The following is a 25,929-nucleotide window of genomic DNA, read 5'->3' as shown; positions in this document are numbered from 1 at the left end:
GGACGGTGGGAGGCCCACCGTCCGATCAGTCTCCGTCCGCCTGCGGGCGGGCACGGTCGAGCGCGGCCAGCAACTCCGCAGGCCGGCGCGTGCTGATCAACCAGTAGGGGGTCGGGTCCTCGGGGTCGTCGAGCACGATCAGTGCCATCGGCTTGACCCAGACCCGGTGTTGCACGAAGGCGGCGGGATCGAGCTGACGGCCGAGCGCCGCACTCTTCGCCGAACCCGGAACCTCGGCGACCCGCGCGATGACGTCCGCCGGCAGATGCGCCTGGCCGACCCGCAGGTGGACGCCGCTCGGTTCCGCGACGACCTCGACGCGCAGGCGGCTGAGCCAGACGAGCCCCCACACGGGCAGCGGCAGCAGCAGGACGTACGGCAGCCACGCGCGCAGGCCGGGCGCACCCATGTGCACCTCCGCGGCAAGCAGCCCGGCGACGAACAGGCCCACTGCCCACCACCAGACGGGCACCCACAGGCGCTCGGAGTACAGCACGGGCGAGGCGTTATCGGTGGGCGCGACTTCGGGCCGGGACGTTTCTGACACCCGACCAGGATAGTCGGTGTCTGAGAGTAGGCTCGGTGCACGTGAGCGACCTATCTCCCGGCCATTCTCCCGCCGCGACCCCCACCATTCCGCCCGTCGCCCTCCAGCGGCTGGACCCGGGCATTCCGGTTCCGCAGCGCGCGCACGACGGCGACGCCGGTGTCGACCTCTGCAGCACCACCGACGTGACCATCGAGCCGGGGCGCCGCGTCCTCGTCGGAACCGGCATCGCGGTCGCGTTGGCCCTGGGCACCGTCGGACTGATCCACCCCCGCTCCGGGCTGGCCGCCAAATCGGGACTGTCGGTGGTCAACACCCCCGGCACCATCGATGCCGGGTACCGGGGCGAGATCAAGGTGTGCCTGATCAATCACGACCTCGACACCCCGATCGAGATCCGGCGGGGCGACCGGATCGCCCAACTGCTCGTGCAGCGGGTCGAACTGGTGTCGTTCGTCGAGGTCGAGTCCCTCGACGGGACCACCCGCGGCAGCGACGGACACGGGTCGAGCGGAGGCCACGCCAGCCTCGTCGGCAATGCCAGTGAAGGAGCCTGATCATGTTCGGACGTCGTAAGAAGGCGGAAGCCGAGGCCGACCGGCCCGAATTCTTCGAGGACGCCGAGGCGGATGACGCCGACGCCGCCGACTACGAGGACGACTACGACGCCGTGACCGAGGTGGACGGCGGTCCGTACGACGCCGACGACCTCGAGTCGGGCGCCGACCTCACCGTCGGCGAGGTGGGAACCCGCCTCGACCTCGGTTCGGTCCTCGTGCCGATGCCGCAGGGCGCCCAGTTGCAGGTCGAGATGGCGCCCGACGGTTCGCCGCAGGCCGTGCACCTCGTCACCCAGCACGGACGCATCACGGTGGCCGCGTATGCGGCCCCGAAGTCTCCCGGCCAGTGGCGTGAGGTCGCGGGCGACCTCGCGGAATCGTTGCGCAACGACAACGCGACGGTGAGCGTCGAGAGCGGACCGTGGGGACGTGAGGTATTCGCCGTCACCCCGAACGCCGACCTGCGTTTCATCGGCGTCGACGGCTACCGGTGGATGGTGCGCTGCGTGGTCGCGGGACCGAGCGGTGGCAACACGGCCGATTCGGAGTTGGTCGCGTCCGCCAGGGCGATCCTGCGCGACACCGTGGTGAAGCGGGGCAACGAGCCGAACCCGGTGCGGACGCCGCTGCCGGTGGTGCTGCCCGAGGCCCTCGCCCAGCAGCTGGCCGCCGCCCACCAGCAGCAACTGGCGCAGCAGCAGGGTGGCGCCCCGCAGCAACCGGCACCTCAGCAACCGACGCAGCAGCCGGAACCGGGTCCGCAGGGTGAGCAGCAGCCGCCGCAGGCGCAGGTCCCGGCCCAGCCGCAGCAGCGTCGCGGCGAATCGGGTTCGGCGATGCAGCAACTCGGTCGCTGACCCCGCGTCCGGTGGGGGGATTGCGACGCTCAGGCCGTGTGCAGGACCGAGTCCAGCGCGCTGAGGCACGTGCAGCCGAGAACCGCCGGGTCGGCACCGATCTCGTCCAGTGTCACCGTGACGAGACCCGCGTGCGGTAGTCGTTCGGACCAGGTGCGGGCGACCTCGAGAGGATGCACGGCGTCGTCGGTGGCGGCAGCGATGCCCACCGGCGCCGTGATGCGCTCGAGGTCGTCGAGACCGGGCGCGTGGTATTCCGACGCCTCGTCCAGCGCCGCGGGGAGGTGCGGCCACTGGGATCGCCAGGATTTCGCGAGTTCCCGGCCCAGCCACTGCGGGCTGGAGGCGATCATCTCGGCGGTGACCTGTTCGAGGCCGTCCGCCCGCAGCCGGGCGGCGGTGAACCGGGCGCTGGCGGCGGCGGGGGCGTCCGCGGCGGTCCCGGTCCACGCGGGCAGCGCCGCGAGTACCCCCGCGACGTGATCGGGGTGTGATCCTGCCCACTGCAACGCCACCGCGGCGCCGATGGAGACCCCGCCGACGAGGATTCTTCCGTGCTGCGCGGCGGCGCCGTCGAGCGCGTCGAGGTAGCTGCCGACGACCCGCCGGGGATCGGGTTCGACTGCGACCGTACGCACTCCACGGCTGGTCAGGGGCTCGGTGAAGGCGCGAGCGACGAAGTCCGCATCGGACCCGGTACCGGGGAGCACGACGGCCACGGACGGCCGGTCATCAGAGGGCATGAGTTGATCCTGCCTGGTGCGTCACAGCGGCCTTCCGGTGGTGTGGTTGCGGGGAACCAATGGGTCTACAGTGGCGAATACACAGCCCTACGAGCGGCGCGAAGATCTCGCGTCGCACATGCTCCAGGAGCGCGCAATGGCACCCGCCACGGCAGGATATTTTCGTCGGCTGACTCGAAGGCTCACCGAGGACCTCGAGCAGCTGGACGCCGAGGAAATGGCCGAGACGTCTCAGGCGTCCGGCGCACAACGTGCCTGCGACTGCAGCCGCGGTGAAGAGGTCACCATGCTGGGACGGCTCCGCAGTGTCGAAGCCTGTCCGAAGTCCGGAAACGCCAGCATCGAGGCGGAATTCTTCGACGGCACGGAACAGATCAAGTTGGTGTGGATCGGGCGGCGGCGCATCCCGGGTATCGAGCCGGGCAAGACCCTGCTCGTGCGTGGACGCGTCGGTGAACGCGACGGCCAGAAGGTGATCTTCAACCCGTATTACGAGCTGCGCGGCGACTCGTAGGGTCCGCCTCGTGTGGCACTCTCGTTGAGTGACCGAAACGAAGCAGCAATCCATACTCGACCAGCTCGGTGGTATCAGCGGGCTGATCTATTCGACCCTGCCCATCCTGGTCTTCGTTCCGGTCAACGGTGTGTGGGGTCTGGGCCCGGCGATCTGGGCGGCGCTCGGCGTCGCCGTCGCCATTCTCGTCTGGCGTCTCATCCGCCACAGCCCCATCCAGCCCGCGGTGTCCGGGTTCTTCGGTGTGGGTATCTCCGCGTTCATCGCCTACCGCACCGGCGATGCCAAGGGGTACTTCCTGTTCGGCATCTACACGAGCCTCGCGTACGGGGCGGTCTTCGTGATCTCGATCCTGGTGCGCCGGCCGCTCGTCGGCCTGATCTGGGGCTTCCTCAACGGCCACGGCAACCTCTGGCGGCGCCATCGCGGCGCGGTACGCGCCTACGACGTCGCCACCGCCGCCTGGGCGCTGGTGTTCGCGGCGCGGTACCTCGTGCAGTCGCAACTCTACGATTCGGACCAGACCGGCTGGCTCGCGTTCGCCCGCATCGCGATGGGCTGGCCGTTGGCCGGATTGGCTCTGCTGGTGACGATCTGGGCCGTGCGCCGGGCCGACCGGATCGTCGAACCGGGGCCGGTCGAGGACACGGGTGTACCGACGGACGACACGGAAGCGGGCGGCCCCCGAGAGGAACCGGACCGCCCCTGAACGCGGGCCTCCGATCCGGGACCGCCGGGGCCGACCGGTTGCGGCGGAGACGAATTCGGCGCTGTGCGCGCCGGGCGCCTACGAGAGCCCGACCGCCGCGCGCAGGTCGTCCTCGACGTCCACGGCGGCGACGAACAGCAATTCGTCACCACCCTCGAGCGGGTCGTCCTGCTGCGGCACGATGACTCGTCCACCGCGGAGGATGGTGACCAGCGCGGCGTCGCGGGGCAATTGCAGTTTGCGGACGGGTTTCCCGGCGAGCGGCGTGTTGTCGGGCAGCGTGACCTCGACGAGGTTGGCCTGCCCCTGGCGCAGCGTCATCAGCCGCACCAGATCGCCGACGGACACCGCCTCCTCCACCAGCGAGGCGAGCATCCGGGGGGTGGACACGGCGACGTCGACGCCCCAGGACTCGTCGAACAACCACTCGTTGCGCGGATCGTTGACGCGGGCCACGACGCGGCTGACCCCGAACTCGGTCTTCGCGAGGAGGCTGAGGACCAGGTTGGCCTTGTCGTCACCGGTGGCCGCGATCACGACCTCGTAGGTTTCCAGGGAGGCCGCCTCGAGGCTGCTCAACTCGCACGCGTCGGCGTGGACCCAGGTCGCCTCGGGCACCGACTCCTGCTCGACGTGCTCGAGTTTGCGCTCGATCAGCATGACGTCGTGTTCGCTGCGGACCAGTTCGCGCGCGATCGAGCGTCCGACTGCGCCGGCTCCTGCGATTGCGACTCTCATCGATTGCTTCCGTTCGGGTGGTCGATCGTGAACATTCTCACTGCCGTCTCAATTGTCCGAAGGCGGGGGATTGCCCGCGAGTGCCACGGCCTCGGCCACCGTTCCCGACACGGCCGCGATGTACACCTGGTCGTCGGCCTGGAAGACCGTCTTGCGGTCGGGCAGGACGCCGGTGCCGAAGCGGATGATGAACGCGACCCGCGAATTGGTCGCCGCCTCCAGTTCGGCGACGGGCCTGCCGATCCAATCCTCGTGCAGCGACAACTCGGTGACCGCGACCGTTCCGGACGGGTCGCGCCACTTGGCGGTCTGGCTGTCGCGGGTGAGGGTGTGCAGGAACCGGTCCGTCGACCACGGGACGGTCGCGACGGTGGGGATCCCGAGCCGCTCGTACACGGCGGCACGCTTCGCGTCGTAGATCCGGGCGACGACGCGTTCCACACCGAACGTCTCGCGGGCGACCCGCGCGGAAATGATGTTGGAGTTGTCTCCGGACGACACGGCGGCGAACGCCTCCGCGCGCTCGATACCGGCCTTGACCAGCACGTCACGGTCGAAACCCATGCCGATGACGGTGTGCCCGGGGAAGTCGGGTTCGAGACGCAGGAACGCGGCGGGGTCGCGATCGATGACCGCGACCTCGTGGCCGATCCGGGTCAGCGAGCCGGCGAGGGATGAGCCGACCCGGCCGCATCCCATGATGACCACATACACCTTGTACTCCGTTTCTGGGCTCTGGTTTCACGTCTCGAGTACGTGCGTACCGAATCGAACCGTACAGTGCCCGGACGGAAGAGCAACCGGGACAGAGATCGCAATCCGGACACATTGGTGGGTGAGGGTCCAGGTTTTCTGCGGACGGCTTACGCTTTGGCAGTGTCAAAGCTCTCGACCGCCACAAAGCGGCTACTGCTAGGCAGACCCTTCCGGAGCGACAAGCTCGGGCACACGCTGCTTCCCAAGAGGATCGCCCTCCCCGTCTTCGCGTCCGACGCGATGTCGTCGGTCGCCTATGCGCCCGAGGAAATCTTCCTCGTGCTGTCGGTGGCGGGCATCTCCGCCTACGCCTACACCCCCTGGATCGGACTCGCCGTCGCCGCCGTGATGGCGGTGGTGGTCGCCAGCTACCGGCAGAACGTGCACGCCTACCCGTCGGGCGGCGGCGACTACGAGGTCGCGACCGTCAACCTCGGTCCCACCGCCGGTCTGACCGTCGGCAGCGCCCTGCTGGTGGACTACGTGCTCACGGTGGCCGTCTCCATCTCGTCGGCGGCGTCCAACATCGGTTCCGCGGTCCCGTTCGTCGCCCAGCACAAGGTGCTGTTCGCGGTCGCGGCCATCGTCCTGCTGACCGCCATCAACCTGCGGGGCATCCGTGAATCCGGTGCCGCCTTCGCGATCCCGACGTACGCGTTCATCGCCGGCATGGCGCTGATGCTGCTGTGGGGGTTCGTCCAGATCTACGTGTTCGGCGACGATCTGCGCGCCGAATCGGCCGGTTTCCAGCTCGAGGCCGAGGACTCCCACCTGTACGGGATCGCGTTCGCGTTCCTGATCGCCAGGGCCTTCTCGTCGGGGTGTGCGGCGCTGACCGGTGTCGAGGCGATCAGCAACGGTGTTCCCGCGTTCCAGAAGCCGAAGTCCCGCAATGCGGCGACCACGCTGCTGCTGCTCGGATCGATCGCCATCGTGTTGCTGATGGGCATCATCATCCTGGCTCAGAAGATCGGGATCGTGTACGCGCACAGCCCGGCCGAGCAGCTGATCGGCGCCCCGGCCGGCTATCACCAGAAGACGCTGATCGCGCAGATCGCCGAGACGGTGTTCGGCGGTTTCCCCATCGGGTTCTACTTCATCGCCATCGTGACGGCCCTGATCCTGGTGCTGGCCGCCAACACCGCGTTCAACGGATTCCCCGTGCTCGGCTCGATCCTCGCGCAGGACCGCTACCTGCCCCGTCAGCTGCACACCCGCGGCGACCGGCTGGCGTTCAGCAACGGCATCCTGTTCCTGTCCGGGGCGGCGATCGCGTTCGTCGTCCTGTTCGGCGCCGAGGTGACCAAGCTGATCCAGCTGTACATCGTCGGCGTGTTCGTCTCGTTCGTGCTGAGCCAGACGGGCATGATCCGGCACTGGACCCGGCACCTGAAGAGCGAGAACGACCCCGCTTCGCGCCGGCGGATGCAGCGCTCGCGGGTGATCAACTCCATCGGCCTCGTCATGACCGGCGCCGTCCTGATCATCGTGCTCATCACGAAGTTCGCGGCGGGCGCCTGGATCGCGATCGTGGCCATGGTCGCGATCTTCGTCGTGATGAAGATGATCCGGAAGCATTACGACAGCGTCACGAGGGAACTCGAGGAGCAGGAATGGGACGGGGTGCTGCCCAGCCGCACGCACTCCATCGTCCTGGTCTCCAAGCTGCACATGCCGACGATGCGCGCGCTGGCCTACGCCCGGGCGACCCGGCCGGACACGCTCGAGGCGATCACCGTCAACGTCGACGAACCCGACACCCGGGCACTGGTGCGCCAGTGGGAGAAGAGTGACATCGCGGTGCCGCTCAAGGTGATCGAGTCGCCGTACCGCGAGATCACCAAACCCGTGCTCGACTACGTGCGCCGCGTCCGGAAGGACTCGCCGCGGGACGTCGTCACCGTGTTCATTCCCGAGTACGTGGTGGGGCACTGGTGGGAACAGATCCTGCACAACCAGAGTGCGCTGCGGCTCAAGAGCCGTCTGCTGTTCCAGCCGGGTGTAATGGTCACCAGTGTTCCGTGGCAGCTGAACTCGTCCGAGAAGGCGAAGACACTGAACATCGAATACACGGCCGGGGCCTCGCGCCGCGGCTACGAACCCGACGACAAGTGACGGACGAGAAGCGTTGAGTGAGAACTGGTCGGACCGCCACCTCGAGCTGCGGCTGGGAAATCCCGGGCACGGCGGTTTCGTCGTCGCTCGCCACGAGGGCCGGGTGGTCTTCGTCCGGCACGGGCTGCCGGGTGAGCGGGTGATCGCCCGGGTCACCGAGGACCGCGGCGGGTCGTACTGCCGGGCCGACGCGATCGAGATCCTCGACGCGTCCCCGGAGCGGGTCGTCCCGGTGTGCCCGGTGTCGGGTCCGGGCGGCGCGGGCTGCTGCGACTTCTCGCACGCGAGCCTGCACCTGCAGCGGGACATGAAGTCGCAGGTCGTGTCGGAGCAGCTGGTGCGGCTCGCGCGGGTGCAGCGGGACGTGGACGTCGAGGAATTGCCCGGCACGGGGGACGGCACCGGCTGGCGCACCCGGGTGCGGCTGGCCGTCGACCCGGACGGCCGTCCCGGCTATCACCGGCACCGCAGTTCCGGGATCGTCACGGACCTCGCGTGCCCGCAGATCGAGGCCGCCGCCTACGACGATGTGGGCGAACATGATTGGAAGCCCGGCAGCGAGGTGCAGATCGTTCTCGACGGCGCGGGGGAGCGGCACGTGGTCGAGATCGCGCCGCCGAAGGTGTCGCGGACCGGCCGCACGAGTCCCGGCCGGCGCGGTGCCATGGCGCGGCGGGCCGCAGGCGGTGCACCGCGCGCGGAGCGGGTGGTCGTGGGATCGGGCCGCCCGGTGGAGCGGGTACGCGACCGGGAATGGGAACTGGCCGCCACCGGGTTCTGGCAGGCGCACCGCGGGGCCGCCGAGGCGTATTCGGCGGTGGTCTCCGAATGGGCCGGGCTGTCCGCGGGTGCGACGGCATGGGACCTGTACGGGGGAGTGGGGGTGTTCGCCGCCGCCCTCGCCGCGGGCGCCGGGTCTTCGGGGCACATCGATTCGGTGGAGTCCGCGCGCCAGGCCGTGACGGACGGGAAGGCCGCGCTCTCCGACCTCCCGCAGGTGCGCTTCCACGCCGACCGGGTCGAGCGCGCGATCGCCGGGTTGGCCTCCCCGCCACGGGTCGTGGTGCTCGATCCGCCGCGCGCGGGTGCCGGGCGTGAGGTGATCGAGGCGGTCGCCGCCGCCGGCGCGGAACGGGTCGTGCACGTGGGATGCGACCCGGCGTCGTTCGCCCGCGACATCGGGCTGTACCTCGCGCAGGGATATCATGTCGACGAGTTGCGCGCGTTCGACGCGTTCCCTCTCACCCACCACGTGGAGTGCATCGCCTTGCTCACGCGCTGACGAAGATCCCACCACACCACACCACCGGGTGGCGGCCCCCGGGGCCCGTAGACGAGCATCCGCCCGCGCCCCGCCCCCGGGACACGAACCGCGATCCTCCCCAATAGATACCTCCGCCCTCTCGGGAGTCGCTCCCGCACAACCCGATACAGTTCTGCCCAGATCGGCGCCCGGTCCGCGAGGCCACAGAGTTGGGGACCCGAACCCGCGCGCCGAGAAGGCAACCGGCCCTCCGTCGGCGACCGTGCGCACCCCAACGACCGCCAGCCCACGAATTCCGCAGTCACCAGTTCGCGGTGGCAGACAGTGCCAGAAACCGATAGCGAGTATTAGATACATTGGCAACAGATGAGAGCCTGCAGGTAGTGGGTGTTCGGGACGGGGACAGGATGTCGGTACAGGCAGATACTGCGCAAGCGCTGGTCGACGCGGTGTTCGCGCTCGGGCGGTCGTTGCGGGCGGTCGTCTCGGCGACCGGCGAGACCCCGATCGCGCCCGCATTGACGAGCGTGCTCTTCGTGCTCGCCGCGCGAGGGGAGTGCCGCCAGAACGAACTGGCCGCCGACCTGTGCGTGAGCCAGTCCTCGCTGAGCAGGCAGATTTCCGAACTCGTCGACGCGGGATATGTTTCCCGCGCCGCCGATCCCGACGACAAGCGGGCCTCCCGCATCCGGGTGTCGCCGAGCGGGATGGACATTCTCGCCGAGACGACCGCACGCCGGGCCGAACGGCTGCGCGGCATGCTCGAGGACTGGTCGCAGGAACAGGCACTGGCGGCGGTGACGTCGCTGACCCAGCTCACCGACACGTTCGCCGCCTCGGTGCAGCAGCGCGGCCCCCGGCCCTAGACCAGCCGCCACCGCACACGCACGTCCACCCGCGTCGGCTTCTCGCCCCGTTCGATCGCGATGGCGGCGTCGGCCACCTCGAACGCCTTCGCGACCGGTCGCGGGGACACGTCACCGACGTCGACCTCCGCGATGTCGAGGACCTCGCCGAGTGCGCGCCCCGACAGCGAGGCGTACTGCTCCGCCTTGGCGAGGGCATCGGCCCACGCCCGTTCCCGGGCGGTGACCGTCAGCGCAGCCGGATCGGAGAAGTCGAATTCGAGTCCGCCGAGGCGGATGTCGTCACCACCCGCACCCACGCAGGCGGCGACCACCTGCGCCGGCGACGGGGCGGACGTCCCGGCCGCACGGACGGTGATCTGCAGCATCGTCGCCGCGGTGTAGCCCGTCACCTCGCTGCCCCGGCCCTCGGCCCACGTGGTCTCGGAGTGCACGGACAGCCCGGTGGTCGCGAGGTCGGGGCCCGAGACGCCGTACCCGCGCAGGGTGTCGGTGACGGCAGTCGTGGACCGGGCGACGGCCTCGAACGCGTCGGCCACCGCGGGACGCGTCGCCGTCACGGTGACGGCGGCGCGGACGAGATCCGGAACCGCGGAGACGATTCCGGATCCGCGCACCGTCACCGCCCGCTCGGCGGGATCGGACACCGGCACCGTCACGACTTGCGGTTGTACAGGCGCATCGTCAGCGGCCCGAAGATCACGATGAACCCGGCGCACCACCCGAACACGACGGCGAGATCCGCCATCTCCACCGTCCCGGCCATGAGCCCGCGAATGGACGTCACCAGCTTGCTGATCGGGTTGACGCCGACGAACGCCTGGAGCCAGCCCGGCATGGTCGCGGGGTCGACGAAGATGTTGCTGGCGAACGTCAGCGGGAACAGGATGAACATCGACACCCCCATGACCGCCTGCTCGGTGCGCATCAGCATCGCGAACATCGTCCAGATCCACGACAGGCTGAACGAGAACAACAGCAGCAGTCCGATCGACGCCACCACACCGACGAGCCCGCCGTCCGGACGGAACCCCAGGACCAGCCCGAGGATCAGGACGATGATCGACGCGATCGTGTAGCGGACGACGTCACCGAGCAGCGCGCCGACGAGAGGCGACGGACGCCAGATCGGGAGCGAACGGAACCGGTCGAAGACACCCTTCTCGATGTCCTTGTTGAGCGTCAGGCCGGTGTACATGGTGATCATGACGACGGTCTGCACGAGGATGCCCGGCAGCAGGAACTGCACGTAGGCGCTGGTCGATCCGGCCAGCGCACCCCCGAACAGATACGTGAACATCAGCGTGAACATGATCGGGAACATCGTCACGTCGAACAGTTGCTCGGGGACGTGTTTGATCTTGAGCAGGGCCCGCCAGCCGAACGACAGCGACGTCGACAATGCGGTGGGTCGCGCGGGCCTCGGGCCGGGCATCTTCAGGACGTCGGCGACAGCGGCTGCGGTGTCGGCGGTCCGGTCGGTGGTGGAGGTCATGCGTGCTCCTCGGTGGGTCGGCCGGTGAGGGAGAGGAAGACTTCGTCGAGGCTCGGCTGCCCCAATGCGAATGTGCTGACGGCGATTCCGGCGTCGTCGAGTGCGGGCAGTGCCCGCGAGACCCGGGCCGGGTCGTCGATGCGGGCGGTGAGGGCGGCCGGATCGGCTTCCTCGGTGACCGGCACCTCGAGCACGTCCCGCAGCAGCGCCGCCGCCGCCGGGCGGGTGGCGATGTCGGTGACCCGCACGTGCAGCGCACCCGATCCGACGGAGGCCTTGAGTTCGCCGGTGGTGCCCTCGGCGATCACCTTGCCGTGGTCGATGACGGCCACCCGGTCGGCGAGTTGGTCGGCCTCGTCGAGGTACTGGGTGGTCAGCAGTACCGTCGTTCCGCCGGCCACCAGCGCGCGGACGATCTCCCACACCTGATTGCGGCTGCGGGGGTCGAGACCGGTGGTCGGTTCGTCGAGGAAGATCATCTCCGGGGTGACGATGATGCTGGCCGCGATGTCGAGCCGCCGTCGCATCCCGCCGGAGTAGTTCTTCACCTGCCGGTTGCCCGCCTCCTCCAGTCCGAACGCGGACAGCAACTGTTCGGACCGGGTGCGGGCCGCCGCGCGGGAGTACCCGTACAACCGGCCGAGCAGCAGCAGATTCTCGCTGCCCGTCAGATCCTCGTCGAGCGAGGCGAACTGCCCGGTGAGGGAGACCTTGCCGCGCACGGCGTCCGGTTCGGTCGCGACGTCGTGTCCCAGCACGGTGGCGGTTCCACCGTCGAGGGGCAGCAGCGTGGCCAGCATCCGGATCGCGGTGGTCTTGCCCGCGCCGTTCGGTCCGAGGACGCCGTAGACGCCCCCGAGCGGAACGGCCAGATCCAGGCCGTCGACCGCGTGGGTGGATCCGAATGTCTTGACGAGTCCCGTCGTCTCGATGGCCAGCTTGGTCGCTGTGAGCATTGCACCCTGCTTTCGATTCGAGCATCGTCGGTTCCGGGCCCCAAGCCTGTCCGATTTTTCCGATTCGGGCAACGGTTTTTCCCGCGAGGGGTTCCCGCGAGCCGGTCAGAGTCCGCCGCCCTGACGCAGCAGCGCCCGCAGCATCACGTCGAGTTGCTCGTAGGCGCCCGACGCGAGACGTTCGAGCAGTGCCAGCTTCAGTTTCGGTTCCTCCGAAGCCATTTCGACGTAGCGCTCGGTGGTCAGCACCGCGACGGTCACCTCGGTGTCGGCGCGGACGTCGTTGAGGAAACGGGAGTCGAGCATCATCGTCATCTCCCCGAAGCTCATCCCGGCCGACAACGTCATGATCCGGTGCACCGCACCCGCATCGTCGCTGATCGTGGTGCTGACAGTGCCGGACAGGATGAGGAACAGCCCGGCCGCGCGGTCACCCCGATGGATGACGAGGTCACCGCGGGCATACGTGCGGGTGACGAGGTCGCGGGTAAACCGTTCGAGTTGCTTCGCGGTGAGCTTGGACAGCATGGGGTGCTCGGCGATCGTGACGGACGATGCTTGACGGGCCGTGCTGCAATGCCGGTCGAGGAGAATGTCCTCACACCACTGCACGGCGCCGTCCAGGTCGGCGAACACCCGGCCCGCCCGCCCCGACAGGTCGGAACGGGTGTTGCCGAGCAGACCGGCCGGGTCGACGAACGCCAACGCGCACCCGCATTCACCGAGGTCGGTCCGCAGGGTCTCGAACATCCGGCGGGCGACCCCGCTGACGTCGTCGACGCGCCGGACGTCGATCACCACCGCCTCCAGGTCCTCCTCGACGCCGCCGATCTCGCGGACCGCGCTCTCCGCGCCGGCGAACAGCAGATCCCCGTGCAGTTCGTAGATCCGGCTGCGCTTGCCGACGTCGTCGAGGGCGGCGCGCTCGGCGGGGGACCGCCGCATCCGCGAGGGGGCGTCCGACACCGAGTACCGGGCACGGACCGCGGAACGGGCTGCCCGGGTGACGTGCAGGAAGTGCAGTTCCAACTCGTTCGACAGGGCCCGGCAGGCCTCGACTCCGCGGACGCTGTTGCCGTGGGAGTCGAGACGCGGCGAATAGATCGCGATCCCGATCTGCCCGGGCAGGACGGCGAGCACGCCGCCCCCGACGCCGCTCTTGGCGGGCAGCCCGACCTCGTAGACCCATTTGCCCGCGCCGTCGTACATGCCGCATGTCGACATCACACTCAGGACCCGCTCGACCAGTGCCGGCTCGAGGACGGTCTCCCGGGTGACGGGATTGACGCCGTTGTTCGCCATCGTCGCCGCCATCAGGCTCAGGTCGCGGCACGTCACGTCGAGGGAGCACTGGCGGAAGTAGAGGTCGACGGCCTCGTCGGGGTCGCCGGTGACGATGTCGAACGAGCGCAGCATGTGGCCGATCGCCCGGTTGCGGTGCCCGCTCCGCGACTCCGACTCGTACACCGACCGGTTGAACGTCAGGTCCCGCCCCGCGTACCGGGAGTACGTGGACCGGATCCGCTCGAACCGCGTCTCCACGTCGGGACCGGCTACCAGCGACGTCGCGGTGATCGCCCCGGCGTTGATCATGGGATTGCGGGGCCGCTCCGTCCGCGGGTCGAGGCTGATCTCGTTGAACGGTTCCCCGGACGGTTCGACGTCGATCTTCTCGGCGACGGCGGCGGAACCGCGATCGGCGAGTGCCAGAGCGTACGTGAACGGTTTCGAGATGGACTGGATCGTGAACGGCAGGCGGGTGTCGCCGACCTCGTACACGTAGCCGTCCACGGTCGCGACGCAGATGCCGAACGAGTCGGGGGCCACCGCGGCGAGCTCGGGAATGTAGTCGGCGAGCTGTCCGCCGCGGTTCTCCCGGGTCTCGGTGAAGACTTTTCCGATCAGCGCGTCCACGACGGTGCTCATGAGAAGACCCTAGAGCCTGTTCACGACGAAGTCGGGTGTTCCGCCGGGTCCGCCCGGCGACGCAATTGTGTGAAGCCGGTCACGGCCGTGGCCGGAATGCCCGAGGACGAAGCCGCACCACGGGGCCGCCGCGACCGGTACCGTGTGTCCCGCCCTTCCGTGGCTCCGTAGACTGGTTCCACTGTGACGTGACACGACGCCACGTGGCAGAGGCACGCAAGGCAGCGTGCATCACGGAGGGAGCGATCTCGTTGGGTGTTCTTGCCCGTATCCAGACGCCTGACGATCTTCGTCAGCTGAATCCGGCGGAGATGAAGCAGCTCGCCGCGGAGATTCGTGAGTTCCTCGTGCAGAAGGTCGCGGCGACCGGCGGGCATCTCGGCCCCAACCTGGGCGTCGTCGAACTGACCCTCGCGCTGCACCGCATCTTCGAGTCGCCTGCCGACCCGATCGTCTTCGACACGGGGCACCAGGCGTACGTCCACAAGATCCTCACCGGCCGCAAGGACGATTTCGACTCGCTCCGCAAGCAGGGCGGCCTGTCCGGGTACCCGTGCCGGGCGGAGAGCGATCACGACTGGGTCGAGTCGTCCCACGCGTCGGCGGCGCTGTCGTACGCCGATGGTCTCGCGAAGGCCTTCGAACTGACCGGGCAGGCCCGGCACGTCGTCGCCGTCGTCGGTGACGGCGCCCTGACCGGCGGCATGTGCTGGGAGGCGCTGAACAACATCGCCGCAGGCAAGGACCGCTCGGTGGTCATCGTCGTCAACGACAACGGCCGCTCGTACGCGCCGACCATCGGTGGTCTCGCCGACCACCTCGCCGCCCTCCGGCTCCAGCCGGGATACGAGCGCATCCTCGACAGCGGCCGGCGGATGGTGAAGAAGCTGCCGTGGGTCGGACGCACCGCCTACTCGGTCCTGCACGGCATGAAGGCGGGCCTCAAGGACGCCGTCGCCCCGCAGGTGATGTTCACGGACCTGGGCATCAAGTATCTCGGACCGGTCGACGGCCACGACGAGGCCGCGCTCGAATCCGCGCTGCGCCGCGCGAAGGCGTTCGGCGGACCGGTCATCGTCCACGCCGTCACCCGCAAGGGCATGGGCTACGCGCCCGCCGAGAACCACGTGGCCGATCAGATGCACTCGACCGGCGTCATCGACCCGGTCACCGGCAAGTCGGCCGGATCGGCGTCCGCCGACTGGACGTCGGTATTCTCCGCCGAGCTGATCGAGCAGGCGAGCCACCGGCAGGACATCGTGGCGATCACCGCCGCCATGGCGGGCCCGACCGGTCTCGCCGCGTTCGGCGAGAAATACCCCGACCGCATGTTCGACGTCGGGATCGCCGAGCAGCACGCCGTCACGTCGGCCGCAGGCCTGGCGCTCGGCGGCCTGCACCCGGTGGTCGCCGTCTACTCGACGTTCCTCAACCGTGCCTTCGACCAGTTGCTGATGGACGTGGCCCTGCTGAAGCTGCCCGTCACCCTCGTCCTCGACCGCGCGGGCATCACCGGCAGCGACGGCGCCAGCCACAACGGCATGTGGGACATGTCGCTGCTGGGCATCGTGCCGGGGATGCGGGTCGCGGCTCCCCGCGACACCGCCACCCTGCGGGAGGAACTGGACGAGGCGCTGGCCGTCGACGACGGTCCGACCGCGCTCCGCTTCCCGAAGGGCACGGTCGGTGACGACGTGCCCGCCGTGAGCAGGCTCGACGGCGTCGTCGACATCCTGCGCGCCCCCTCCGGGCGCAACGACGTGCTCATCGTGTCGGTCGGCGCGTTCGCCGGCCTCGCGCTCGCAGCCGCGGAACGTCTGGAACAGCAGGGCATCTCGGCGACCGTCGTCGACCCGCGGTGGGTGCTGCCGGTCCCGGAGTCGTTGCTGAAGCTCGCCGAGGACTACACGATGGTGGTCACCGTCGAGGACAGCGGACTGCACGGCGGTGTCGGGTCCACCGTGTCCGCCGCGCTGCGGTCGGCCGGGGTCGACGTGCCCTGTCGTGATCTCGGTGTTCCGCAGCGGTTCCTCGACCACGCGTCCCGCGCGCAGATTCATGCCGAGCTGGGACTCACGGCGCAGGACGTCGCCCGGCAGATCACCGGATGGTTCGCCGGCCTCGGCAACCTGCGCTCCGGGCAGAACGGTGTCGTCGCTGGCCTCGACTCACAGCGCGCGGAGAACACCGGCCAGTAGACCGACCGCCCCACACGAGAAATCCGGCCGAATCACGGTGTGATTCGGCCGGATCTGTCAGTAGTGGGCACCGCTCAGGTGTGCATCTCCTCGAGTTCCATGCCCTTCGTCTCCCGGACCTTCAACCGGACGAAGAAGTAGGACAGCAATGCGAAGAACGCGAACAGCCCGTACAGGAACCACAACCCGACCGAGCGGGTGAGCGGCGGGAACGACAGCGTGACCGTGAAGTTCGCGATCCAGTTCGCCGCCGTGCTGATGCCGAGGGCGTAGGCGCGCATGTTGTTGGGGAACATCTCGCCCAGCATCACCCACATGACCGGGCCCCAGGTGGCGGCGAAGAAGATCACGAACAGGTTGGCGCCGATCAGCGCGAGCGCTCCCCACGGGCTGGGGAGCGCCACGTCGTCGCCGCTGCCGGTAGCCTGGGAGAAGGCGATAGCAGCGAGGAGCAGGCTCACGAACATGCCGAGTGAGCCCACCTCGAGCAGGATCTTCCGGCCGATCCGGTCGACGAACAGGATGGCGACGAACGTCATGCCCACGTTGATGATCGCGGTGATCACCGACGTGGTGAACGACTCGTTCTCGGTGAAACCCACCGACTTCCACAGCGTCGTGGAGTAGTAGAAGATCGCGTTGATACCCACGAACTGCTGGAAGACGGCCATGAAGATGCCGACCCAGACGAGTGGCTGCAGCCCGAACTTCGGGCCGCGAATATCGTCGAACGACGCTGTCGACTCGTGGCGGAGGGTCAACCGGATCTCGGAGACGCGTTCCTGCGGGTCGACCTCGCCGGTGATGTTCGCGAGGACGTCGGCGGCCTCCTGATCGAGGTGCTTGCCCACCAGGTATCGCGGCGACTCGGGGATCATCAGGGCGAGAACGCCGTACACGACCGCGGGAATCACGCCGACGAGGAACATCCAGCGCCACGCCTCGAGGTTGAGCCACAGCTCTTCGGACGCGCCGCCCGCCGCATTCTGCAGCACCGCGTCCGACAGCAGCGCGGCGAAGATGCCGAGAGTGATGGCCAGTTGCTGCAGCGACGCCAGCGCGCCGCGGTAACGGGCAGGCGCGATCTCCGAGATGTACGTGGGCGCAATGACCGACGCGATACCGATGCCCAGACCGCCGAGGACGCGCCACACCATCAGGTCCGGGACGCTGAACGCGAGACCGGACCCGAACGAGGACACCACGAACAGCACCGAGCCGAGCAGCATCACTTTCTTGCGGCCCCAGCGGTCCGCGAGGCGGCCCGCAAACCACGCGCCCACAGCACATCCGAGCAGCGCGATCGCCACGGCGAAGCCGGTGAAGAACGACCCCAGCTCGAAGTGGTCCTGGATGGAGTCGACGGCGCCGTTGATGACGGAGCTGTCGAAACCGAAGAGAAACCCACCCACCGCGGCGGCGACGGTGACGCCGATGACCTTCGCGGTGTGTCTTTCGGACATCTGCGTCATCGCATACCTGCTTTCGACGAGCGTTCCTGATGCGGGCACAAGCGAACTAGGTGTCCCGCAATACGCTACGCCCGACACCGCCTCTCAGGCGGGAGTTCAGGCACCCGCTTTCTTCGCGGCCTCACTGAGCTGAGGGGTCAGCTTGTCCAGAACCCACGGTGTCGCGAGGACGCTGGTCTGGCTGAGCCCCGAGATGATCTTCGTGTCCGACAGCGCGACCGCGGTACCGCGGCCGATGGCACCGAGATTCGCGTACGCCGGGTTCGCCGCGACGGTGGTGTTCTCCGGGACGAATGCGACGACGACGTCGGCGTCCACGTCGGAGATGTTCTCCACGGAGATGTCGGCGAAGAACTTGTCGGGGTCGTTCGACGCGGCCAGCTTCTGCACGCCGGGGGACACCGTGAAGCCGAGCTCGGTCAGCACCTGGACGCGGGGATCGGAGGGCATGTACACGTTGACGGTCGCGGCGTCGGTGTCGAAATTGATGACCGAGATCGTCTTGCCTGCGAACTCGGGATGCGCGGCTGCGGTCCGGGCGAGGGTGTCGTCGAGACCGGCCACGAGCTGCTCGGCCTCGGCGCTCTTGCCGAGTGCCTGTCCGACCAGGGTGGTCTGGTCCTGCCACGTGGTCTGCCACGCCTTGTCCGGGTACGCCACGGTGGGGGCGATTCCCGACAGCTTCTCGTACGTCGCCTCGTCGAATCCCTCGTACGGGGCGAGGACCGCATCGGGCGCCAGGGCGGCGACGCCCTCGATGGGGGTGGACGTGGCCGCGTCGAGCAACGTGGTCGCGGACGGGTCGAATCGGTCCTGCAGCCAGGGCATCACGCCGTTCGCCTCGGCGCCGTACGTGTATTTCGGCATGCCGACCGGTGTCTGGCCGAGTGCGTAGACGACGTCCTGGGCATTCCATCCGAGGGTGACGATGCGTTCGGGTGCCGCGTCGAGGGTGGTCGATCCGAACGTGTTGTCGATGGTGACCGGGAATCCCTCACCGGACGCCTCCGTGCTGCCTCCTGCGTCGCCGGACGAGCACGCGGCGAGGAAGAGGGACGAACTGGCCACGGCGAGTGCGACGGCGAGCTGACGTCTGGCGGTGGGTGCGAACACGGCAACGACTCCTTCGGGACGAAAACAGAAGGTAAGCCTAACCTAGAGTCGGGCGCTCGTTCGGCGGACGTCGCCACTTCGAATCACCGTGATTGGAATTCCCGGGCCCGCCTCCGACTGGCGCATTACCGGAGCCTCGCCGGGTTCGCGCTGGTGAGGCGAGTCGCCGCGGGCGCGGACCCGGCCGATTCGCCGAGGTGTCCGGGGCGGGTGTCCGCCACGACTCCGAGCCTCGCGGACTGCCGTTAGCGTGTGTCTTCGTCCAGCTCACACGCACTATCGACGAAGGAAACCATGGTGGTGAATCCGACTCCCCTCCCGACGGCGTCACGCAGTTCCCGTGCCGACCATGCGCGCAGATTCGCCGACCTGCTGCGTCAGCAGATCCACGCGGAGTCCTTCGCCGAGCGCGGATTGCCGTCGGAGTCGGAGCTGGCCGCCGAGTTCGGCGTGTCGCGCAACGCGGTGCGCGACGGGCTGGCGCTGCTGAAGCAAGAGGGGCTCATCGACCGAGCCCCGCGCGTGGGAACCCACGTGGCGCAGCGCAAGTACGACCACGGCCTCGACGCCCTGCTGGGGCTGAAGGAGACGCTGAAAGGGCACGGCGAGGTCCGAAACGACGTCCGCGCGGCCGTGGAGATCGCCCCGCCGCCCGCCGTCGCCCGCCGGCTGCAGTTGGAGCCGGGCGAACGCGCCGTGTACATCGAGCGGGTGCGGTACCTCGGCGACCTCCCGCTCAGCCTGGACCTCACGTACCTCGTCCCCGACATCGGTGCCGAGATCCTCGGCCGCGATCTCGAAACCAACGACGTGTTCGCGCTGATCGAGGAGGTCTGCGGTCAGCCACTGGGTTCCGCCGATCTGGCGATCGAATCCGTCAACGCCGACACGCACTCCGCCGCGAACCTCCAGACCCCCGAGGGCGCGGCCCTCCTGTTGCTCGAGCGTCTCACCCGGCTCGTCGACGGACGTCCGGTCGACCTCGAATACATCCGCATGCGCGGTGACCGAATCACCATGCGCAGCAACCTCGTCCGCAGACCCGACATCACGAACTGGGAGCTCACCTCATGACCTTGGTCAACCAACGCGCCGACGTACCCGTCACCATCGACGAGTCGCTGTGCATCGAGGGCTGCACCCTGTGCGTCGAGATCTGCCCACTCGATTCCCTCGCCATCAACCCGGAGAACGGCAAGGCGTTCATGCACGTCGACGAGTGCTGGTACTGCGGCCCCTGCGCGGCGCGCTGCCCGACCGGCGCGGTCACCGTGAACATGCCGTACCTCCTCCGCTGAGCGAAAGACCACACAGATGAAGCGACGTTTCCCCACCTTCGCGATCGCCGCCGCAGCACTGACACTCGTGGCGACGAGTTGCTCGCTCGAACCGTCGGCCGGCACCGGTGACGCGGTCACGGTGGTGATCGGGTACCAGTCCAAGACGATCAACACCGTCACCGCCGGAACCCTGCTGCGAGCGCAGGGCTACCTCGAACAGCGTCTGCAGGACGTCACGGAACGGACGGGCACGAAATACTCCGTCGAGTGGCAGGACTACGACACCGGTGCGCCGATCACTGCCCAGATGGTGGCGGAGAAGATCGACATCGGCTCGATGGGCGACTACCCCATGCTGATCAACGGCTCCCGCACCCAGGCGAACCCACGCTCGAAGACGGAGATCGTGTCGGTGACCGGGTACAACCCCAAGGGCGCCCTGAACATGGTGGTGGTGCCGCCGAACTCACCGGCGACCACGCTCGGCGATCTGGCGGGCCGGAAGGTCTCCGCCAGCGTCGGCTCCGCGGGCCACGGCACCCTCGTCCAGGCACTCGACCGCGCCGGAATCGACCCGGCGACCGGCGTCGAGGTGCTGAACCAGCAGCCGCAGGTCGGAACGTCGGCGCTGGAATCCGGTCAGGTGGCCGCGTTGTCGCAGTTCGTCGCGTGGCCCGGACTCCTCGTCTTCCAGGACAAGGCCAAGCTGCTGTACGACGGCGCCGAACTGAACACCCCGACGCTGCACGGCGTGGTGGTCCGGGAGGCGTACGCGGACGAGCACCCCGAGGTGCTCGACGCGTTCCTCCGGGCGCAACTCGATGCCACCCGGTTCGTGCAGACCGAACCCCTCGAGGCGTCGCGGATCGTCGCCGACGCGAGTGGCCTGCCGCAGGAGGTCGTGTACCTGTACAACGGCCCGGGCGGCACCTCCTTCGACACCACGCTCAAGCCCGGTCTGATCGGTGCGCTGAAGAACGATGTGCCGTACCTGAAGTCGATCGGCGACTTCGCCGACCTCGACGTCGAGGGTTTCGTGAACGACGCACCGCTGCGGTCCGCGTTCGAGGCGGACGGGCAGGACTACGACACCACGCTCGCGTCCACCGCCAACCCCGCCGCCGTCACCGGCACCGACCCCGTGTGCGCCGCGCCGGTGAGCGACCCGGCACTGGCCGGCGAGCTGTGGTTCGACGGCGCCGCCGAGACCCAACCGGCCGCGAACCCGACCTGCCTGCTCCGCGCGGTGAAACAGGCCCGCGCCGAGGGCCGCACCGTGCGCGCCGGCTACGTTCCCGACGCCGAACTGGGCACCCGATGGTTCGCGGACAAGGCCGTGTGGGTACGCGACGGCGACACGTTCCTGCCGTTCACCACCGGCGCCGCGGCCGACCGCTACCTGCGTGCGCACCCGTCGGGAGCCGTCGTCACCTACGACCGCGCCGTCGAGGAGGTCCGGCCGTGACCACGCTGGAACAACCGTATGTCCTGCATGGAACCGAAGCCGTTGTCGAAGAACACGATCCGGAGACCCGCCGGCGGTCGTCGCCGTGGCGGTCCCGGCTCGTTCGGATCGCCTCGGTGCTGGCCGCGATCCTCGCGTGGCAGCTGCTGACCGCCCACGACGTCCGGCTGTGGCTGCGGTTCGACACGCTCCCCACCGTCACCGACGTGGTGTCCGCGTTCGGCACCCAGCTGCAGACCGACCTGTTCTACCTCGACCTCGGACAGTCTCTGATCCGCATCCTCAGCGGATTCGGACTCGCCACGGTGGTCGGGGTGGCCACCGGAATCGCCCTCGGCAGATCGGAACTGTTCGCCGACGTCCTCGGCCCGCTGACCGAACTCGCCCGGCCGATTCCCGCCATCGCGGTGGTACCCGTCGCGATCCTGCTGTTCCCCAGCGACGAGGCGGGCATCGTGTTCATCACGTTCGTCGCCGCGTTCTTCCCGATCATGGTGAGCACCCGGCACGCCGTCCGGGCACTCCCGACGCTGTGGGAGGACTCGGTGCGCACCCTCGGCGGCGGACGCTGGGACGTGCTGGCCCGGGTCGTGCTGCCGGGAATCCTGCCCGGTGTGTTCGGTGGACTGTCCGTCGGGATCGGGGTCGCCTGGATCTGCGTGATCTCCGCCGAGATGATCTCCGGCAGGCTCGGTGTCGGGTACCGCACCTGGCAGGCGTACACGATCGTCGACTATCCCGGCGTCTTCGTCGGCATGATCACCATCGGCATCCTCGGATTTCTCACATCCGGGGCGGTCGAACTACTCGGTAGGCGGGTCACCCGCTGGCTGCCACGAGGGGAGCGCGCATGACCGCCACCGCCGGAACGTCCGTGGCCGCGGGCATGTCGCTGGTCCTCGACGACGTCACGTTGTCCTACACCGGGAAACCCGTCATCCGTTCGCTGTCGCTGACCGTGGTGCCCGGCGAGATCCTGGTGCTCACCGGACCTTCGGGGTGCGGCAAGTCCACCGTGCTGCGGGCACTGGCGGGCCTGCTGCCGCCCGATTCCGGCCGGGTCGTCGCCGACGGCGCCGCGGTGGAGTCGACGTCCCGGGACCGGGCGGTCGTCTTCCAGGACAACGCGCTTCTCCCGTGGCGCACGGTGCGCTCGAACATCGAACTGGCCCTCGCGCTGCGCGGCGAACCCCGCAAGGGGCGCCGCGAGACCGCCGATCGCTGGATCGCGGAGGTGGGTCTGACCGGGTTCGGTGACTTCCTGCCGAAGAACCTGTCCGGCGGCATGCGCCAGCGGGTGCAGTTGGCGCGCGGCCTCGCCGGGGCGCCGCGGGCCGTGATGATGGACGAACCGTTCGGCGCCCTCGACACCCAGACCCGCGGCGTCATGCAGCGACTGCTCGTCGACACGTGGAGCACGCACCCGACGACGGTGGTGTTCGTGACTCACGACGTGGACGAGGCGGTGCTGCTCGGTGACCGGGTGGCAGTGCTGGGCCGGGCGGGTGAGCCGCTGCGGGCGCTCGTCGACATCCCGCACCCCCGCGACCGCGACCACCTCGACCATCCCGGCACCCGTGCCGCCCGCGCCGACGTTCTCGGCGCGCTGAACCACACTTCGGAGACCTGATGGACATCCCCGATCTCGCCGACACCGTCCGACTCGACTGCGACGTCCTCGTCATCGGCGGCGGCACGGCAGGCACGATGGCGGCGCTGACCGCTGCCGAGAACGGCGCGAACGTGCTGCTGCTCGAGAAGGCGCACGTGCGCCATTCCGGCGCGCTCGCCATGGGCATGGACGGCGTCAACAACGCCGTCATCCCCGGCAAGGCCGAACCCGAGGACTACGTCGCCGAGATCACCCGCGCCAACGACGGAATCGTCAACCAGCGCACCGTGTACCAGACGGCGACCCGCGGCTTCGCGATGGTGCAGCGCCTCGAGAAATACGGCGTCAAGTTCGAGAAGGACGAGTACGGCGAATACGCGGTCCGCCGGGTGCACCGTTCCGGCTCGTACGTGCTGCCGATGCCCGAGGGCAAGGACGTGAAGAAGGCCCTCTACCGGGTGCTGCGGCAGCGGAAGATGCGCGAGAAGATCCGCATCGAGAACCGGCTGATGCCGGTCCGTGTTCTGACGGAGAACGGCCGGGCCGTCGGCGCCGCGGCGCTGAACACCCGCACGGGCGAGTTCGTCTCGGTCGGCGCGAAGGCGGTCATCCTCGCGACGGGACCGTGCGGCCGGTTGGGGCTGCCGGCGTCGGGGTACCTCTACGGCACCTACGAGAACCCCACCAACGCGGGCGACGGTTACTCGATGGCCTACCACGCGGGCGCCGAACTCAGTGGCATCGAATGCTTCCAGATCAACCCCCTGATCAAGGACTACAACGGCCCGGCCTGCGCGTATGTCGCGAACCCGTTCGGCGGCTACCAGGTCAACGCCGAGGGGGAGCGGTTCGTCGACTCCGACTACTGGTCGGGGCAGATGATGAGCGAGGTCAAGAGCGAGATCGAATCCGCCCGCGGCCCCATCTATCTCAAGGTCAGCCACCTGCCGGAGGAAACACTCGACACGCTCGAGTCGATCCTGCACACCACCGAACGCCCCACCCGCGGCACGTTCCACGCGAACCGCGGGCACGACTACCGCAGCCACGACATCGAGATGCACATCTCCGAGATCGGGCTGTGCAGCGGGCATTCCGCGTCCGGGGTGTGGGTGGACGAGCACGGCGCCACCACCGTCCCGGGGTTGTACGCCGCCGGCGACCTGGCCTGCGTCCCCCACAACTACATGATCGGCGCATTCGTCTACGGCGACCTCGCCGGATCGCACGCCACCGGCACCCTGCCCGACGTCGAGACGCCGGCCGCGCTGCCCGAAGATCAACTGGCCGCCGCGCACGAGCTGATCTACCGGCCGCTGCGCAACCCGGACGGTCCGCCCCAGCCGCAGGTCGAGTACAAGCTGCGCCGCTTCGTCAACGACTATGTGGCGCCGCCGAAGACGGCGACGAAGTTGTCGATCGCCGTCGAGACGTTCGAGCGGATGGCGGGGGAGATCGCCGGGATGGGCGCGACCACCCCGCACGAGCTGATGCGCTGCGCAGAGGTCACGTTCATCCGGGACTGCGCGGAAATGGCGTCCCGCAGTTCGCTCACCAGAACCGAGAGCCGGTGGGGGCTGTACCACGAACGCGCCGATCTTCCCGAGCAGCGGGACGACGAATGGGGCTATCACCTGAATCTGCGGCGCGGCGAGAACGGCGACATGGAGTTCCTCAAGCGCCCCGTCGAACCGTACTTCGTGCCGGTGCCCGGACTCGATTCCCTTCCGCCGGTAGACCGCACCGTCATTCCCGTGGCACAGCCGCCGCTGGTCGGCGGCCGGGCGCCGGTGGAGGAACGCTCCCGCATCGCGGCGCCGGTCCGGCAGGAGCCGTCCTCGCCGGCCATCGTCGCGGTCCTCGGACTCGACGCCCCGAGCGTCGCCGAACTCGCACCGTATCTGGAGGACGCCGATCCGCAGGTCCGCGTCACGGCACTGTCCGTGCTGACGGAGGGAACACCCGACGGATTCGGTGCCGCCCTCGTCGACGCGCTCGGCGACGGCGCGGTGACGGTGCGCCGCGCCGCCGCCGACGGACTCCGCGAACTCGTCGAGGTGCTGCCGTCCGGCGACGGACTGGCCGAGCACCTGGGGTCGGGCGACGCCGTGGTCCGGGCCGCCGTGGTGGACGTCCTGCGCGCCCTGCACGCAGGTTCGGCGGAGCAGTTCCTGGCCGCACTGTCCGACGCCGATCACCACGTCCGGATCGAAGCGGTCCGGGCGCTGGTGTCACTCGACCGGTGGGAGTCGGTGGCCGAGGGAGCACACGACGAGAACCGCGAAGTGCGGATCACCGTCGCGCACGGCCTGGCCACCGTCGGGCTCGGCGGTGTCGAGACGGTGCGCACACTGGCCGGAGACCGGGATCCGCTGGTGCGCGCCGCCGCGCTCACGGCGTTCGCGAGCCTCGGCTGCCGCGGCGACGACGTCGCGCTCGCGACAGCGGCGCTGCGGGAGTCGGCCTGGCAGATCCGGCAGGGCGCGGCCCGGGCACTCGCCGGAGCGGACCCCGACGTCGCGGTGCCCGCGCTGGCGGACGCCCTGACGGACGCGCACCTCGACGTGCGCAAGGCCGCCGTCCTAGCACTCGGCCGGTGGACCGGCGACCGCGGCGCCGTCGACGCCCTCACCGCCGCACTCGAGGACACGGACGCCGACGTGCGGGCCTACGCCCGCCAGGCCCTCGCCGCCGCCGACCACGTCCCCGTCTCCTGAGCACGTGAGTGGCAAAGAGTGCCGGA

The 25,929-nt window shown here is 69.1% G+C and carries 24 protein-coding genes; 14 read left to right on the top strand and 10 right to left on the bottom strand.

The genetic code is table 11. The annotated features are described in order from the left end of the window. Positions 1-25: 25 nt before the first annotated feature. On the bottom strand, positions 26-496 hold the full coding sequence (locus JWS13_RS07380) for a DUF3093 domain-containing protein (protein WP_206011524.1): 471 nt from the start codon (positions 494-496) through the stop codon (positions 26-28). A gap of 86 nt (positions 497-582) precedes the next feature. Between JWS13_RS07380 and dut the strand changes: the two genes are divergently transcribed. Continuing rightward, positions 583-1,104 (top strand): dUTP diphosphatase, encoded by a 522-nt coding sequence (dut, locus tag JWS13_RS07375; protein WP_206005133.1) that lies wholly within the window; start codon positions 583-585, stop codon positions 1,102-1,104. 2 nt (positions 1,105-1,106) lie between these two features. Further along, positions 1,107-1,964, top strand: a complete 858-nt coding sequence (locus tag JWS13_RS07370) for a DUF3710 domain-containing protein (RefSeq protein WP_206005132.1) — start codon at positions 1,107-1,109, stop codon at positions 1,962-1,964. A gap of 29 nt (positions 1,965-1,993) precedes the next feature. On the opposite strand, the gene JWS13_RS07365 is transcribed toward JWS13_RS07370, so the two are convergent. Beyond that, positions 1,994-2,707 carry an alpha/beta fold hydrolase gene (locus JWS13_RS07365; protein ID WP_206005131.1) on the bottom strand — a complete coding sequence of 238 codons (714 nt, stop codon included), beginning with the start codon at positions 2,705-2,707 and terminating at the stop codon, positions 1,994-1,996. Between the two features lie 136 nt (positions 2,708-2,843). Here JWS13_RS07365 and JWS13_RS07360 point away from each other — a divergent pair, with 136 nt between their 5' ends. Together JWS13_RS07360 and JWS13_RS07355 are read left to right on the top strand one after the other, a co-directional pair. Beyond that, entirely contained in the window at positions 2,844-3,221 is a 378-nt protein-coding gene (locus tag JWS13_RS07360; protein WP_043825920.1) for an OB-fold nucleic acid binding domain-containing protein, read from the top strand. Positions 3,222-3,249: 28 nt separating this feature from the next. Then, entirely contained in the window at positions 3,250-3,930 is a 681-nt protein-coding gene (locus tag JWS13_RS07355; RefSeq protein ID WP_206005130.1) for a DUF3159 domain-containing protein, read from the top strand. A 78-nt stretch (positions 3,931-4,008) separates the two neighbouring features. On the opposite strand, the gene JWS13_RS07350 is transcribed toward JWS13_RS07355, so the two are convergent. Together JWS13_RS07350 and JWS13_RS07345 are read right to left on the bottom strand one after the other, a co-directional pair. Beyond that, on the bottom strand, positions 4,009-4,668 hold the full coding sequence (locus tag JWS13_RS07350) for a potassium channel family protein (RefSeq protein WP_015890497.1): 660 nt from the start codon (positions 4,666-4,668) through the stop codon (positions 4,009-4,011). Between the two features lie 48 nt (positions 4,669-4,716). Next, positions 4,717-5,382 carry a potassium channel family protein gene (locus tag JWS13_RS07345; RefSeq protein WP_206005129.1) on the bottom strand — a complete coding sequence of 222 codons (666 nt, stop codon included), beginning with the start codon at positions 5,380-5,382 and terminating at the stop codon, positions 4,717-4,719. A gap of 162 nt (positions 5,383-5,544) precedes the next feature. On the opposite strand from JWS13_RS07345, the gene JWS13_RS07340 reads away from it, so the two are divergent. The 3 genes from JWS13_RS07340 (at position 5,545) to JWS13_RS07330 (ending at position 9,669) form a co-directional block, all read left to right on the top strand. Continuing rightward, positions 5,545-7,539 carry an APC family permease gene (locus JWS13_RS07340; RefSeq protein ID WP_206005128.1) on the top strand — a complete coding sequence of 665 codons (1,995 nt, stop codon included), beginning with the start codon at positions 5,545-5,547 and terminating at the stop codon, positions 7,537-7,539. 13 nt (positions 7,540-7,552) lie between these two features. Continuing rightward, on the top strand, positions 7,553-8,821 hold the full coding sequence (locus JWS13_RS07335; RefSeq protein ID WP_206005127.1) for a class I SAM-dependent RNA methyltransferase: 1,269 nt from the start codon (positions 7,553-7,555) through the stop codon (positions 8,819-8,821). Between the two features lie 389 nt (positions 8,822-9,210). Continuing rightward, entirely contained in the window at positions 9,211-9,669 is a 459-nt protein-coding gene (locus tag JWS13_RS07330; RefSeq protein ID WP_160097992.1) for a MarR family winged helix-turn-helix transcriptional regulator, read from the top strand. Here JWS13_RS07330 and JWS13_RS07325 read toward each other — a convergent pair. From JWS13_RS07325 to glsA, 4 genes are all read right to left on the bottom strand, one after another. Then, the gene (locus JWS13_RS07325) at positions 9,666-10,328 is read right to left on the bottom strand and encodes an SIMPL domain-containing protein (RefSeq protein ID WP_206005126.1); all 663 of its coding nucleotides are present in this window, start codon (positions 10,326-10,328) and stop codon (positions 9,666-9,668) included. The two genes, JWS13_RS07330 and JWS13_RS07325, sit on opposite strands and share 4 nt — an antisense overlap. Then, positions 10,325-11,164: an ABC transporter permease gene (locus JWS13_RS07320; RefSeq protein WP_206005125.1), complete on the bottom strand. Its 840-nt coding sequence runs from the start codon at positions 11,162-11,164 to the stop codon at positions 10,325-10,327. The genes JWS13_RS07325 and JWS13_RS07320 overlap by 4 nt, the downstream gene beginning before the upstream one ends. Further along, entirely contained in the window at positions 11,161-12,120 is a 960-nt protein-coding gene (locus JWS13_RS07315) for an ATP-binding cassette domain-containing protein (protein ID WP_206005124.1), read from the bottom strand. Before JWS13_RS07315 ends, JWS13_RS07320 begins: the two co-directional genes overlap by 4 nt. A gap of 105 nt (positions 12,121-12,225) precedes the next feature. Then, complete coding sequence (gene glsA, locus JWS13_RS07310; protein ID WP_206005123.1) at positions 12,226-14,046, bottom strand: glutaminase A; 1,821 nt, start codon at positions 14,044-14,046, stop codon at positions 12,226-12,228. A 251-nt stretch (positions 14,047-14,297) separates the two neighbouring features. Between glsA and dxs the strand changes: the two genes are divergently transcribed. After that, positions 14,298-16,244, top strand: a complete 1,947-nt coding sequence (dxs, locus tag JWS13_RS07305; protein ID WP_206011523.1) for a 1-deoxy-D-xylulose-5-phosphate synthase — start codon at positions 14,298-14,300, stop codon at positions 16,242-16,244. A 74-nt stretch (positions 16,245-16,318) separates the two neighbouring features. On the opposite strand, the gene JWS13_RS07300 is transcribed toward dxs, so the two are convergent. Together JWS13_RS07300 and JWS13_RS07295 are read right to left on the bottom strand one after the other, a co-directional pair. Beyond that, a complete protein-coding gene (locus JWS13_RS07300) occupies positions 16,319-17,716 on the bottom strand; it encodes a sugar porter family MFS transporter (protein ID WP_124392947.1) in 1,398 nt (465 codons plus the stop codon). Positions 17,717-17,812: 96 nt separating this feature from the next. Next, on the bottom strand, positions 17,813-18,829 hold the full coding sequence (locus tag JWS13_RS07295) for an iron-siderophore ABC transporter substrate-binding protein (RefSeq protein WP_206005122.1): 1,017 nt from the start codon (positions 18,827-18,829) through the stop codon (positions 17,813-17,815). A 294-nt stretch (positions 18,830-19,123) separates the two neighbouring features. Between JWS13_RS07295 and JWS13_RS07290 the strand changes: the two genes are divergently transcribed. From JWS13_RS07290 to JWS13_RS07265, 6 genes are read left to right on the top strand one after another with little or no spacing between them, the layout of a single operon-like run. Then, entirely contained in the window at positions 19,124-19,903 is a 780-nt protein-coding gene (locus JWS13_RS07290; RefSeq protein ID WP_206005121.1) for a GntR family transcriptional regulator, read from the top strand. Then, on the top strand, positions 19,900-20,127 hold the full coding sequence (locus tag JWS13_RS07285; RefSeq protein WP_005240903.1) for a 4Fe-4S dicluster domain-containing protein: 228 nt from the start codon (positions 19,900-19,902) through the stop codon (positions 20,125-20,127). Before JWS13_RS07290 ends, JWS13_RS07285 begins: the two co-directional genes overlap by 4 nt. Before the next feature lie 16 nt (positions 20,128-20,143). Then, positions 20,144-21,574, top strand: a complete 1,431-nt coding sequence (locus JWS13_RS07280; protein WP_206005120.1) for an ABC transporter substrate-binding protein — start codon at positions 20,144-20,146, stop codon at positions 21,572-21,574. Continuing rightward, complete coding sequence (locus JWS13_RS07275; RefSeq protein WP_206005119.1) at positions 21,571-22,428, top strand: ABC transporter permease; 858 nt, start codon at positions 21,571-21,573, stop codon at positions 22,426-22,428. Before JWS13_RS07280 ends, JWS13_RS07275 begins: the two co-directional genes overlap by 4 nt. Further along, a complete protein-coding gene (locus JWS13_RS07270) occupies positions 22,425-23,204 on the top strand; it encodes an ABC transporter ATP-binding protein (protein ID WP_206005118.1) in 780 nt (259 codons plus the stop codon). Before JWS13_RS07275 ends, JWS13_RS07270 begins: the two co-directional genes overlap by 4 nt. Then, entirely contained in the window at positions 23,204-25,903 is a 2,700-nt protein-coding gene (locus JWS13_RS07265; protein ID WP_206005117.1) for a fumarate reductase/succinate dehydrogenase flavoprotein subunit, read from the top strand. The genes JWS13_RS07270 and JWS13_RS07265 overlap by 1 nt, the downstream gene beginning before the upstream one ends. Positions 25,904-25,929 lie beyond the last annotated feature (26 nt).

Origin of the sequence: Rhodococcus pseudokoreensis (assembly GCF_017068395.1) — a bacterium.
Taxonomy (GTDB): Bacteria; Actinomycetota; Actinomycetes; order Mycobacteriales; family Mycobacteriaceae; genus Rhodococcus_F; species Rhodococcus_F pseudokoreensis.
Note: the sequence above shows the minus strand (reverse complement) of the source record. Positions and strands in the feature narration are given on the sequence as shown.

What these genes read in the sequence shown, in the direction of transcription:
- JWS13_RS07370 (WP_206005132.1), top strand. Translation starts at nt 1,107, where the DNA reads ATGTTCGGACGTCGTAAGAAGGCGGAAGCCGAGGCCGACCGGCCCGAA.
- JWS13_RS07365 (WP_206005131.1), bottom strand. Translation starts at nt 2,707, where the DNA reads ATGCCCTCTGATGACCGGCCGTCCGTGGCCGTCGTGCTCCCCGGTACC.
- JWS13_RS07360 (WP_043825920.1), top strand. Translation starts at nt 2,844, where the DNA reads ATGGCACCCGCCACGGCAGGATATTTTCGTCGGCTGACTCGAAGGCTC.
- JWS13_RS07350 (WP_015890497.1), bottom strand. Translation starts at nt 4,668, where the DNA reads ATGAGAGTCGCAATCGCAGGAGCCGGCGCAGTCGGACGCTCGATCGCG.
- JWS13_RS07330 (WP_160097992.1), top strand. Translation starts at nt 9,211, where the DNA reads ATGTCGGTACAGGCAGATACTGCGCAAGCGCTGGTCGACGCGGTGTTC.
- JWS13_RS07320 (WP_206005125.1), bottom strand. Translation starts at nt 11,164, where the DNA reads ATGACCTCCACCACCGACCGGACCGCCGACACCGCAGCCGCTGTCGCC.
- JWS13_RS07315 (WP_206005124.1), bottom strand. Translation starts at nt 12,120, where the DNA reads ATGCTCACAGCGACCAAGCTGGCCATCGAGACGACGGGACTCGTCAAG.
- glsA (WP_206005123.1), bottom strand. Translation starts at nt 14,046, where the DNA reads ATGAGCACCGTCGTGGACGCGCTGATCGGAAAAGTCTTCACCGAGACC.
- JWS13_RS07300 (WP_124392947.1), bottom strand. Translation starts at nt 17,716, where the DNA reads ATGACGCAGATGTCCGAAAGACACACCGCGAAGGTCATCGGCGTCACC.
- JWS13_RS07290 (WP_206005121.1), top strand. Translation starts at nt 19,124, where the DNA reads ATGGTGGTGAATCCGACTCCCCTCCCGACGGCGTCACGCAGTTCCCGT.
- JWS13_RS07285 (WP_005240903.1), top strand. Translation starts at nt 19,900, where the DNA reads ATGACCTTGGTCAACCAACGCGCCGACGTACCCGTCACCATCGACGAG.
- JWS13_RS07280 (WP_206005120.1), top strand. Translation starts at nt 20,144, where the DNA reads ATGAAGCGACGTTTCCCCACCTTCGCGATCGCCGCCGCAGCACTGACA.
- JWS13_RS07270 (WP_206005118.1), top strand. Translation starts at nt 22,425, where the DNA reads ATGACCGCCACCGCCGGAACGTCCGTGGCCGCGGGCATGTCGCTGGTC.
- JWS13_RS07265 (WP_206005117.1), top strand. Translation starts at nt 23,204, where the DNA reads ATGGACATCCCCGATCTCGCCGACACCGTCCGACTCGACTGCGACGTC.